Raw genomic sequence first — 11,668 nt, forward strand, 5'->3', positions numbered from 1 at the left:
TTATATTGGAACGGAAGAAAAAGAAACTGTTGATAATTACCTGTTAAATGATTTTTTTCCGAAAAGGATTCTTCCGTGGAGAGAATTTTAGAGCCCTTAACTGCATTAAGCACCTTTTATACTGTAATATCAAATATTCCTGTTGACACTGAATCAGATCCTGAATATTTATATAATAAGTCGAATATGGAGCGGTTACATTGGCTAAATGAGGATGAACGGTATGTTTTATTTAGTTTGGTATATTTACTAACGAATTACGATTTGACAGGTGAAGATATTCTCCTTGATTACACACAATCAGATCCTTTTATTTGGAGAGATTTAATCAATCCTCAAGATCTTAATGATATTTTTAATCATGGGCAAATAGGTTTAAGCCAAGAAAAGTTATGGAAAATTGCACGACTAATGGGTTTTTCCTTAGTAAAAGAAACTTTTAAGGGGTTATTCAACTACTCTAAAGATTATATGCATTATTTTTTTCGAAATCCTGAAGACTTGAAAGTTATTGGCCAATTATTAGGTCATCAAGAGATTATTAATAATTATGAAGAAATTAATCAAATTGGTAAAGAAGCAACTCGAGTTTTAGTAATAATTGGTCATTCAATATCTCGAGTAGCACGAGGCAATCCTGATTTATTTAACGAAATGGATTTAAAAATTTCAAACCTATTACGATTTGGAACGGTTATTAATATGAATGATTAAACTAGGGATGAAATTTACTTCTATATGGACTGACCTTCATCCAATCACCCCATTCTCCACAATCCTAAACACTCAGTAAGACCGTTCCATCCCATACTATACCCCTTCCATTCCCCCTTTCAAGACCATCCGAATAATTAAATAATAACTTATATCCCTCTCCCCTCCGATTATCTCTTATCCACATGACCCAGTATAACCTATCCCCATCACTCATCGCCCGATACTACTATTTCGGCTGTGACCGCCATCTCCGGTACAACGCCTCCCCGGTCGAAGAACGAACACGGATACACATCCCCGAATCAAAATTCCAGCAAAGCCTCGCCCTTGCCGCCATACTCCAATCCGGGTTTGAATGGGAAGAAGAGGTCATCACAAACCGGATCACCGGGAAGATCCATATCGCAGACCGGGACGGACCACTCCATAAACTGGCCCATACCCTCGATGAAACCCTGTCGATCCTCAAAACGATGAAACCGGGCGAGTATCTCTACCAGCCGACCATCGTCATGCCACAGTCACTCATCACCGAACTTGGCATCGATACAGAAAAGTTCGCATTTCCCCCATGCAGGCCCGATCTCCTCTTCATGGCAGAGAGAGACGGAAAACCCACGCTCCAGGTCATTGACGTGAAGGCCAGCGATGCATTAAAACAGAGCCACCAGATCCAGATCGCCCTCTATGCTCTCATCCTTAAGGCCATCGCAGAGAAAGAGCACCTCCCCTTCACCGTCGATCTCACCCAGGGATTTGTCTGGCTCTACAACACCGATACACCGGAGCTCTTTGAATTATCCCACTCGATCAGCATCGTCCGTGAATTTCTCCGGTTTAACCTTGAAACAATCTTCACCGATGACATCGAATCAGTCTTCTGGCACCTGAGTTTCCGGTGTGAGTGGTGTGAATTCTACGAAAACTGCCGGGAGGAAGCAGAACGGACCCACTCCGTCTCCCTCATCCCGTACCTCTCCACCCCGGCCAGGATGTACCTCAGGGAGGCTGAATGGGGCGGGGAGCCCATCAACACCATCCCAGAACTACGAGAGTTCCTGAAAGACCCCACATCGGAAGACATCTTAAACAGCTGTGGCTCCCTTCGCAATAACCGTGAGCGGCTCATCCATACCGTCACGTCACTAGAAGAAGGAACCCTGGTATCCCATGGGGGGTCGACCATAGCTCTCCCGGTCAGTGAGGGGATCCGGTTCTTCCTCACCCTTCAGGAGGACCCGGTATCAGGAAGGCTGGCAGTACTTGGATACCGGTGGATGACATATGACAAAGAGGTCCTGGGAAACAAGGTTGGAACCTTTGTCAGCATCGCCAGGAACGCAGACGACTGCCTCCATGCACAGACAGAGTTCCTGCAGAATCTATTCTCCACTCTCAAACAGATAGCGGATTACAATCACGGAAAAGAGTGGGCACGGCAGGTCAGTGTGCAGGTGTATGTCTTTGACGGATTTGAACTCACCCTCTTTAACCGGCTCCTCTTCGACAGCCTGAAAGTCCCTGACCTCGCACCACTGGCATTACACCTCCTCTTCCACTTCCAGGAGACCGTATTATCCACCGCAGAGAAACAGCCGGCAAACGAGGTTGTCTACCCGATAATCGTCCTTTCAAAAGTCATCCGTGAACTCCTGGCCGTCCCGGTCCATATCACCTACAGACTCCCCGACATCCTCACCATCCTCCCCTCCCCCGGATTTGACTTTCAAATCACTCCAAACACATTCTTCTGGTTCAAACTCAGCAACATCATGAAGAGCGATCCCCTGTTCAAGTACTGGAAGACTGGGGATGAGAAGGATAGAGACGCCATCCGAAACGAAGTGAACCGGAGACTGACCGGAACATCATCCATCCTGGGAGGGATCCGGGACAGGGTAAAAGACCGGCTCTTTGCCTATCCACAGCGTTTCAGTTTCCCATCACAGGCAAACTTCCGCCACACAGAACTCTCACAGATTGGGTTCATCGTCAGGTATGAATCATTCATGGGAGCCATGGCCATCAGGGAGGAACGGTGCCTCCCCATGAGTGAACGAATCGAGCATGGGAGTGCAATCCCGCTCACCTACCGGTATGAGACGATGGACGGTGCACACGTCTTTGAACTGGACTCCCCTCTTGATGAAGGATTATTCGAGAGTAATAGTTACTCCTTTCGTGCCATCCTCACCGATACCAGTGAAGAAGGGAATATACAGCAGATGAAGATGAACGATTACCAGAACCGGAATCGCCCCTATCTTCCAAACCATCTGCCGGCACTCATGTCAGCAAGCGACGTATCCCCCTTTACCGTCGATGATGAAGGGAATATTCATGAACTTATCATGAACATCGCGTATAGATCATGCCATACACCCTTTCAGGAAGGAGATAAAGCAATCCTCCATCCCCGGTTCATGGACTACAACTCAGATAAGATCTTCAAAAAACTCATCGAGATCGATCAAAAGGAGGATTCACTCTTTCTCCAGCTCTTAAGGGACCCGGCCGGGTTCTCATCTCCCATGCCCCCTGATGCGAAGATCAGGTCAAAAGCCCTGGAGTATATCAGATCAGCGGATTTCATGCCAAGCAAGGAAAAAGCCTTTAACACCGTCCTCTCCCGGAGGATGACCCTCATCTGGGGCCCACCCGGGACCGGCAAGACACATTTCCTCGCAAAGTCCGTCGTTGCTCTCCTTCAGGCTCACAAAAGTGCCGGAAAGCGGCTTCGGATCCTGGTCACCGCATTCACCCATAACGCAATTGAAAACCTGCTCTGGGAGATACATGATACCCTCACCGATGCCGGGCTTGTCGATGACGTACTCCTTGGGAAACTGGACCGGCTGACTGAACAGAGTCAGGACGGGTTTGATCTCATCAATAGTCAGGGACTTGCAGCATCAAGTTCCACAGAGCCCTACCTTATTCTTGGAGGCACGGTGTACTCCGTTCATAAATATGAGACGAATCTTGGCCATTTTGACATGCTCGTCGTTGATGAGACAAGTCAGATGAAGTTTGGTGAGTTCTCACTGGTCATCGGCATCCTCAAACCCGATGGCAGGCTTGTCCTTGCCGGTGACGATCTCCAGTTACCCCCGTTGATTCAGGGTGAGTACCCGGAGCCGGATGACGGTCTTCCCGGCCTGCATGACTCCGTCTTCTCCTATCTCCGGTACCGGGACAGCGGGAATGCATACACCTGCCAGCTCCTTGAGAACTTCCGCATGAACACAACCCTCTCCCGTTTCCCGGCTGAAACCCTCTACGGAGCAGGGTACATCCCGGCAACCGCAAAGATAGCAGGGAGGAAGTTACTCATTAACGACCCATGTGACACAGAAGAGGGTGAGGGATCGGCATTCCTGAAATGGGTAGTGGACCCGGACTATCCCCTCGTCCTCTGCATCGTTCATAATGTCAGGGCAACGGTGGATAACCTGGTCGAGGCAGACCTTACCGCACGAATCGCCTGTTATTTGAAACGGTGCATGATATACCATAAGACTAATGAGACCTTCCCTGATACCTTAAAAGGGCATAAACAGTTCTGGGGAAGCGGGCTTTTTATCGTCTGTCCCCATCATGCACAGATCCGGCTTATCAAAAAACTCCTGAATAAATCAATGACCTGGCATCATTCACCCTTTGTTGATACCGTGGATAAGATGCAGGGACAGGAGAGACAGGCGGTGATAGCACGTTACGGCGTGTCGGATATCGAAACCGCGATGTCAGAAGCGAACTTCATCTACTCGTTAAACCGGTTGAATGTAACCGTGACCAGGGCGAAGGCGAAATGTATCCTCTTCATCTCACGGCCACTCCTGGATCAGTCATATGAACTCCTGAAGAATAAGGATGCCATGGCCGGACTGAATCATATGTTCAATCTCCGGCGGTTTTGTGAGCGGAACGGGGATGAGAGGGTGTTCCCGGCCGGATTTGCAGAAGGCGGAGAGGAGGCAGAGATCACGGTGTATAGGGGAAGGGTGTAAAGATACCCCGTTTCTTTAGAAGCCTTGCATTCCGGTACATGCGTAACGATACAATAACTAAAATCACAATATTGCCTGAATCCAAGAGAGAGTCACCGGAATAATAATCAGTATCTCATTACCTATCGGGAACTATCGATATCACCTTGGTTTTCCATATCGATATGAATCATTGGTAATTGCCAGGTTACTGACAATCCTTTATTCTTATTATGAGAATGAGATAGAGTGAGTAAGTCCTCCCTGAAAGAATGAGGCTGCCGGATGGTGGATGGGACAAGTAAGAGAGGGGTCACTTCTTATCTTATTTTATTCGCCGATTACATTAATCCAGTGCGATACTGTTTTATGCTGAATATCTACTGAACTATTCCCGATATCTTCATTCTCCAAGGCTCCAACCCAGGAGAAACGGCATGGAGGTCTCTCTTTCATCGCTTCTTCAGCGATCACAACTGCTTCAATATATGAAAGGATCTGCCTCTGGGCAGGTTCCGATAGTCTCCGGAGGGTAGATTCAACATCTTCGATAGCGATCATATCTCCTCCCTATGAAATCTGTATATAGTTGATGTTTTCCCCCTTTGAAAAAATATCTTCTGATAATTTATCTAATTCAATCCGACCCCACCATATCACGAATACCATCGCAATCTTTCTTCCAACCATCTAAAGGCCCTCTGACAATCCTCCCTATCCCCTTCATCCCAGCCATCATCATACGCCAAATCATCCCATTTCACCCCAAACCGGAAAACATCCAGGACCTCCAACGTATCAGGGTCATGGGCATATATAAAATCAGTACTCTGACACAGCAGATATCGACCCCCACTCCGGCAAATAACCTCAAACCATATATTCTCCGGACAAAGGACCTCATATCCATACACCTAATAATTCTCTGCATAGGCAGGAAACTCCGGTGAATGTTCCAGCTGTCCATGGGCCATCACCCCGTCAGGAGTAAAGTACACAAGATTTCTGGTCAGATACCGGGGATCATCCTTCCGAATACCCTCAACCGCTCCATCATCATCAGGTCGGTCATACTTCTCAACCTCATCCGGATCATACTCCACCAGGTCCTTATCATCCACCTCATCCATGGCGAATGTCAAAAACCTCGTCCCGTCACAGGAGTACACATACGCCGTCTCCCGGTTCATCTGCCCCTCTTCACAGGAATAGACGGCACACTGACCCTTGAACGAACATGACTTCAGCAGTTCACGCCGGTTGATGTACGCACCGGCATCCAGGGGATGAATTCTCAATACATGATCATACCCTGCAATCGCTTCAGGAACCCTCCCCAATTCCATCAGCGTATAGGCCTTGTTATACCAGATCTCAGGATTATCCGGAATAACCTTCAGTGCCCGGTCATATAACCGGAGTGCATCCTCATGAAACCCAAGAGCCGTGAGACAGATCCCGGCGGAGCGGTACGGACCATGAAAGGCCGGATCCAGCTCTATCGCTTTCTCGAAATACGGGAGTGCTGCCACATAATCTTCTTCATGGAGATAGGTGGTTGCATAGTTACACCATACCGATGCATCATCCGGTAGGGAATCGATGACATCTCTGAACACCGCTCTTGCCTCCTCCATCTTCCCTTCCCTGGCAAGCCGGATCCCTCGTTGTGTCTGTGTTTCCTGTTCCATGGTTATCCTCCGTTCTCTCCCCTGCACGATTCCTGGAGACTTTGTGGGGGATTTTCGTGAGTAGTCACTACGTGAATGAATCGAAGTAGTGCAGGGGATGATACATAGGTCGACGGGAGAATAATTGAATATGCTCTTGTGAGTAAGTTGAGCATTGTGAACATATCACCAGGTCCTGTTCACCGGATAAAAGGGACGGTGGTTGCATCGAAAAATCAGCACTCTCTTTTCTCCATTCACTCCCTTATAACTCACCGTATTATTACTGAAAAGCTTCGAATACTCATCGATAATCCATCCTTGAATTGACGGAGATAATGGGCTATTGCATCTTTCAGGAGATTATTAATTATTCTGACTACATATCTCCAGGCAATACACCATATTTTTCCGGATATATCATGAACAGGGAATGTGTAAATTTTGGAAATTATGACCATTGAGAATTAAAACAAATTGTAATCAAGCCATATTCTTTCTATCAAAGAAATCTTATCAAAATCTGAATCCTCTGATATTATGTTTTTTATATCGGAATTATGAGCTGTAGCCATGTGAATGGCATCACGTGGTTTCAATTTATAATGAGAGAAGAAATGTGCAGCAGTTTTTATAATCTGTTCATGAACCGGAATAAAAGACAATCCATCTAATTCAAAGAGAAAAGAAGCATATTCTTCAGCGATACTCCGGTTTATCTTCTTTAATAGAGCATAAGTAAATTCATCCCAGGTGAGGTATGAGGTAATCGCAGAAATATTATTATTTTCAAGATTTTGGAGGACAGAACGGACCATATTCCTTTTTCAGAGTTATCGATTGCAGCGTATATGAAGATATTCGCATCAATATAGTACATACCTTACAGACCTAATCTTTCCTGCAATTCTACATCATACTGCTTATCAGATTGATAATCATTAATCTGAACCTTTTCAGCAAGAGCTTTAAATCTCCCCACAATAGTCCGTTTTTCAGGAACTATTACGATCTTCCCCCCGCTTACTGAAATCATGACATGATCACCAGGAGAAAAGTCAGCCTCTTTCCATATTTCTCTGGGTATAATGAGATCCTTATCCTCAGAAATTACAGTTTCCATCGTCTCTCATATATATATTAATCACTCATATCAGTTATGGATATCTAAAAATTTTAATAAATCTCATTATCAGACCCTTTCACGAGATACGGATCAAACTCCACCATCCTGCGTATCACATCATCTGATCCTTCCTTAAGAAAACTGGTCCCTGTTTCTTTTTGCTTTTCAGTAAAAATCATGCTGAATTCAGGGCCCTTACTTGTTTAAGGATCTCAATATGATTTAAATATAATTTAGGGTAATTTTTACCCTTTGTACTTTCTACAAGTTTGAATCCATATTTTAGATAGAATCCAACCCGCTCTTTATACGCATCTACAGTTATAAATCGACATCCTGAGAACCGTCTTGAAATAACAATAGATATAGCCATGGACTGCTTCACCATAAAGAGCCCTATTCCACGCCCTCCCCAATCTCTGTGGGTCGCTAACCGTGCGATTTTTATGGCTGGATAATTATGAGGAACAAATCCGGGTTTTATATCACCTTCAATAAGGTGATCATCTTTAATGATGTCAGTTGCCAGAGAAAAAAACCTACAAGAATGGAATTGTAATAAACCAGATGAGTCTTTGAGGTTCCTTCATCAAAGGCATCTAAAGCAGTATTATGCAAAAAGTCATTTAAATCAGGATCTGAACAAACAAATCCACACAATTGATCTAATGAAGTTAATTCTCTTACTTCCAGTTAATTGTCTGGAATTTTTGATGATGATTCTATTGGAGCCAGGTTTTCGCTAATTCCTCAGCCTCCCGAAGCAGTTTACGTCCTTCTTCGGTGCATGTAGGATTCTTCAGGTATTCTTCAAAATCAATACGATCCTGACCTGTAAGAATCAACCCCAATTCAATAGGTGCAGCCATAATTTCCATCCTCTTACGTGTATATGTATACGATGATATTGAGAGTAAACTTAAATTACCATATATGGGTCCACAAATTTCATTAATTTTCTGGAAATGAAATTGAAATTTTCCTAAGGCCTGGTTATAGTCCAAAAGATTAGTGCAGATATCGAAATCATCCCCTACCCAATGAATGATAAACCTCTTTATTGATGAGATTGATGCCCTTGTCGGAGATACCCTGATATCTGTTCTCCGGCAACTTCGTTCAGGATATTCCGAAAGATCATCATTATTTCCTTCATCAATCATCCTCTGTGGAGTTCGCGACATTCGTGACTATCGAATCCACTCTGATAAGGACAAGGCAGTCATCACCGGTAAAAGTGCCTTTAATATCAAGGCTGAATCATTACGGCTTGGGAATTTCACTGAAGAAGAAACCAGAACTCTCCTCCTCGAACATACCAAAGAGACCGGGCAGGTCATTGAAGATGAAGCCCTGAATTCCGTCTGGTTACTCACCATGGGTCAGCCCTGGCTTGTCAACGCCCTTGCATACGAAGTCTGTTTTAAAATAGAAGAGGGAAAAAACCGTTCAACCCCAATATCGCAGTCCCTTGTCATGGCGGCAAAAGAACGGCTCATCCAGAGAAGGGAGACCCACCTTGACCAGCTGGTGGATAAGCTGAAGGAAGAGCGGGTCCGCAGAGTCATAGAACAGATATTGAGTGGGAAAGGAGGACCTGAAACCATACCGGAAGATGATATCTGGTACGCCGAGGATCTAGGACTTATCACGACAAAAGGCCAGCTCCGGATCGCAAATCTCATCTACCAGGAGATAATCCCAAGAATACTAACCTACTCAACCCAGCTTACCATCACAAAACAACCTGCATGGTACATTACTCCTGATGGAAGACCGGGGATGAAAAAACTTCTCCAGGAATTTCTGCAGTTTTTCCGTGAGCACAGTGAAATCTGGCTTGAACGGTTCACATACCGGGAAGCAGGCCCACAACTGCTTCTCCAGGCGTTCCTCCAGCGGATTATTAATGGAGGCGGGCAGATAACACGGGAATATGGACTTGGGAAAGGGAGAACCGATATTTTTATCCTCTGGTCACTTCCCGATGGTTCATGCCAGCGTTTTGTCATCGAATGTAAGATAGCATGGGGATCCCGGGAAGCAACCATCAGCAAGGAAATAGAACAGGTTGCCAGGTACGCAGATCGGTGTGGAGCAGAAGAAGTATATCTGCTCATCTTTGACCAGAAAAAAGGGATGAGTTGGGAGGAGAAGATTTTCACAGAGATGGTTGACCAGGAAGGGATGCAGATCACGGTTTTTGGAATGTGACCCGGTAGTAAAACAGATCGCACCCAAGCCATCTCACACGACCTCTAAAACAGAATGTATCAGTATGTAAACCATATGAGCATCCACCATTGAGAACCCCCCAATGGCGACACCCCAAGATTATTCCCTTGTCATACTCCTATCAACCGATCCATATATCCATAACGCAAATAAATCGTCAAAAAAAGTCGGAATGATGCCCCTCAAATATAAACCCGCTAATGACGTTCCCCAAGGTATTTATAAAGGTCGATCTCTTTCCCACCAACAACAGGGACGTCCTATGTTTGAATATATATAGCGACCCCTTGAGAAATCCATTTTATCCATTAATTTGCGAAAAAAAGACCATATAAAAGAAATTACAACACCATAAAATCCTTTACATCAAATTACCCCCTATGTAAGAAATAATGAACGTTTTACCCATATTTTCCCATTGAGGTGCCCCTACCATAAACCTCCCAGGAAAAATTACCACACAATCCCGATTAATTCCAAAGCATCATCAAAGACCCAGGAATCATACCCGCTGCCAGTGAGGAATAGAAGGACGCAACTCATCGGAAATTCCGAACAGTTCAGGGAGAGACTTAGGAGCAATAGAACTCCATTTTCCATTGAGCATCATGCAATACTGATAATTCCCATCTGTCCGGTACTCAATAGATTTCAGGAACCCGAAGGAGAAAGAGATGAACCGATTGTCATACATCGATAACCTGACAGAACACATAGATGCAATTAACCCATACAGTAAAGGAAGCATAACCAGTAGGGAATTACTTATGAGAGACTCAATCTCACATGACACACCATTAATCCTGACTGCAACAATCCATGCAACCATTGCTCACCGGACACAATTCAGAAAAGGGACCGATATTCCGTACGTGACTCATCCACTTCAGGTAGCCCGTACCCTGGCAAAGGAATCGAAATATCCGGTCACATCAGAACTCATCGCTGCGGCCATCCTCCACGACGTGGTTAAGGATACGAATTATGATGTTGAATCATTTCCTGAACCGGTCAGGAAAATCGTTCATCTCCTCTCCGACCCATCCGGAGGAGATATCGATCATCGCCGTGAAGCAATAATCAGAATACAGAATGAGCCGGATGCGATCATGGTCAAGATGGCCGACCGGTTTTGCAACCTTGATGAGAAGAATGATTACCGTGAGAAATACCATGCAAAACCAAGTGTCAGGGAGAGTACCCGGGCCCTCCTCATGATAGCACATGAAGCAGGGCTTGATGGAACGGATATCTATCGCGACCTGCAGGAGATCGTAAAAGAATGGGAATAATGGAGAATACATTATAATGACCCGTCCATCAGGAACATGTTCGCTCTGTGAGAAGGAGATATCCAGACGTTCTCTCATGGAACATCTGGAGAGTTGTCTGACAAAAAAAGGATGGCAGGAGGCTTTTGATCCCTCACTTGTCATTCATATCAGTCCAAAGATGGACAGCCGGTATTATCTCGTCGTCATCGCCCGTCCTGATGCGACATTCTATGACCTTGATGAGTTTTTGAAATCAACCGTCGGGGTCGATGAAGACCGGTCTTCACGGTTTCAGTTCAATAATCAGATGTACTTCAGTCACATGAATGACGGATATCCGGGGATGAATTTCCCTCTCCATTCATCACCGCTCATGCATGAGAAATTCACCTATCTCATCTATACACAGGGGTGGTTTCCGGTCATCATGGAAGGAAAGAGTATGGGTAAAATCACCCGGGTATCCCCAGGCAATACACCGATAACACTAGTTGCTGATAGTAATATACCGAAAGAGTATCACCAGTGGCCTCAAAGGCCGAAATAATAATATAAAAGAATTTTCGGTGGTGATCTAAATATATTGAAAACTAAATTAAATTTATAATATAATACCACGTAAATAGATTATGCGTTCGAATTCCACATATAAAACGG

9 protein-coding genes are annotated in these 11,668 nt (G+C 45.0%); 5 read left to right on the forward strand and 4 right to left on the reverse strand.

The features are described from left to right. The first annotated feature begins 75 nt into the window (after positions 1-75). Positions 76-714: a hypothetical protein gene (locus LDL35_RS10440; RefSeq protein ID WP_304022279.1), complete on the forward strand. Its 639-nt coding sequence runs from the start codon at positions 76-78 to the stop codon at positions 712-714. Between the two features lie 185 nt (positions 715-899). Then, complete coding sequence (locus LDL35_RS10445; RefSeq protein WP_304022280.1) at positions 900-4,727, forward strand: AAA domain-containing protein; 3,828 nt, start codon at positions 900-902, stop codon at positions 4,725-4,727. Between the two features lie 309 nt (positions 4,728-5,036). On the opposite strand, the gene LDL35_RS10450 is transcribed toward LDL35_RS10445, so the two are convergent. From LDL35_RS10450 to LDL35_RS10465, 4 genes are all read right to left on the reverse strand, one after another. Further along, on the reverse strand, positions 5,037-5,267 hold the full coding sequence (locus tag LDL35_RS10450; RefSeq protein WP_304022281.1) for a hypothetical protein: 231 nt from the start codon (positions 5,265-5,267) through the stop codon (positions 5,037-5,039). A gap of 353 nt (positions 5,268-5,620) precedes the next feature. Further along, positions 5,621-6,397: a tetratricopeptide repeat protein gene (locus LDL35_RS10455; protein WP_304022282.1), complete on the reverse strand. Its 777-nt coding sequence runs from the start codon at positions 6,395-6,397 to the stop codon at positions 5,621-5,623. Positions 6,398-6,843: 446 nt separating this feature from the next. Beyond that, positions 6,844-7,194, reverse strand: a complete 351-nt coding sequence (locus tag LDL35_RS10460) for a type II toxin-antitoxin system VapC family toxin (RefSeq protein WP_304022283.1) — start codon at positions 7,192-7,194, stop codon at positions 6,844-6,846. A 65-nt stretch (positions 7,195-7,259) separates the two neighbouring features. Further along, the gene (locus LDL35_RS10465) at positions 7,260-7,499 is read right to left on the reverse strand and encodes an AbrB/MazE/SpoVT family DNA-binding domain-containing protein (protein WP_304022284.1); all 240 of its coding nucleotides are present in this window, start codon (positions 7,497-7,499) and stop codon (positions 7,260-7,262) included. A gap of 1,047 nt (positions 7,500-8,546) precedes the next feature. On the opposite strand from LDL35_RS10465, the gene LDL35_RS10470 reads away from it, so the two are divergent. From LDL35_RS10470 to LDL35_RS10480, 3 genes are all read left to right on the forward strand, one after another. Further along, on the forward strand, positions 8,547-9,716 hold the full coding sequence (locus LDL35_RS10470) for an ATP-binding protein (protein WP_304022285.1): 1,170 nt from the start codon (positions 8,547-8,549) through the stop codon (positions 9,714-9,716). A 788-nt stretch (positions 9,717-10,504) separates the two neighbouring features. Continuing rightward, complete coding sequence (locus LDL35_RS10475; RefSeq protein ID WP_304022286.1) at positions 10,505-11,029, forward strand: HD domain-containing protein; 525 nt, start codon at positions 10,505-10,507, stop codon at positions 11,027-11,029. 16 nt (positions 11,030-11,045) lie between these two features. Further along, positions 11,046-11,558, forward strand: coding sequence for a hypothetical protein (locus tag LDL35_RS10480; RefSeq protein WP_304022287.1), 513 nt, complete (start codon positions 11,046-11,048; stop codon positions 11,556-11,558). The last annotated feature ends 110 nt before the right edge of the window (positions 11,559-11,668 follow it).

Source organism: Methanospirillum hungatei (assembly GCF_020216685.1).
In the GTDB taxonomy this organism is placed as follows: Archaea; Halobacteriota; Methanomicrobia; order Methanomicrobiales; family Methanospirillaceae; genus Methanospirillum; species Methanospirillum hungatei_B.

Bases quoted from the DNA above. Each gene is read 5' to 3' on its own strand.
- LDL35_RS10475 (WP_304022286.1), top strand. From the start codon at position 10,505: ATGAGAGACTCAATCTCACATGACACACCATTAATCCTGACTGCAACA.
- LDL35_RS10470 (WP_304022285.1), top strand. From the start codon at position 8,547: ATGATAAACCTCTTTATTGATGAGATTGATGCCCTTGTCGGAGATACC.
- LDL35_RS10465 (WP_304022284.1), bottom strand. From the start codon at position 7,499: ATGGAAACTGTAATTTCTGAGGATAAGGATCTCATTATACCCAGAGAA.
- LDL35_RS10445 (WP_304022280.1), top strand. From the start codon at position 900: ATGACCCAGTATAACCTATCCCCATCACTCATCGCCCGATACTACTAT.
- LDL35_RS10460 (WP_304022283.1), bottom strand. From the start codon at position 7,194: ATGGTCCGTTCTGTCCTCCAAAATCTTGAAAATAATAATATTTCTGCG.
- LDL35_RS10480 (WP_304022287.1), top strand. From the start codon at position 11,046: ATGACCCGTCCATCAGGAACATGTTCGCTCTGTGAGAAGGAGATATCC.
- LDL35_RS10455 (WP_304022282.1), bottom strand. From the start codon at position 6,397: ATGGAACAGGAAACACAGACACAACGAGGGATCCGGCTTGCCAGGGAA.
- LDL35_RS10450 (WP_304022281.1), bottom strand. From the start codon at position 5,267: ATGATCGCTATCGAAGATGTTGAATCTACCCTCCGGAGACTATCGGAA.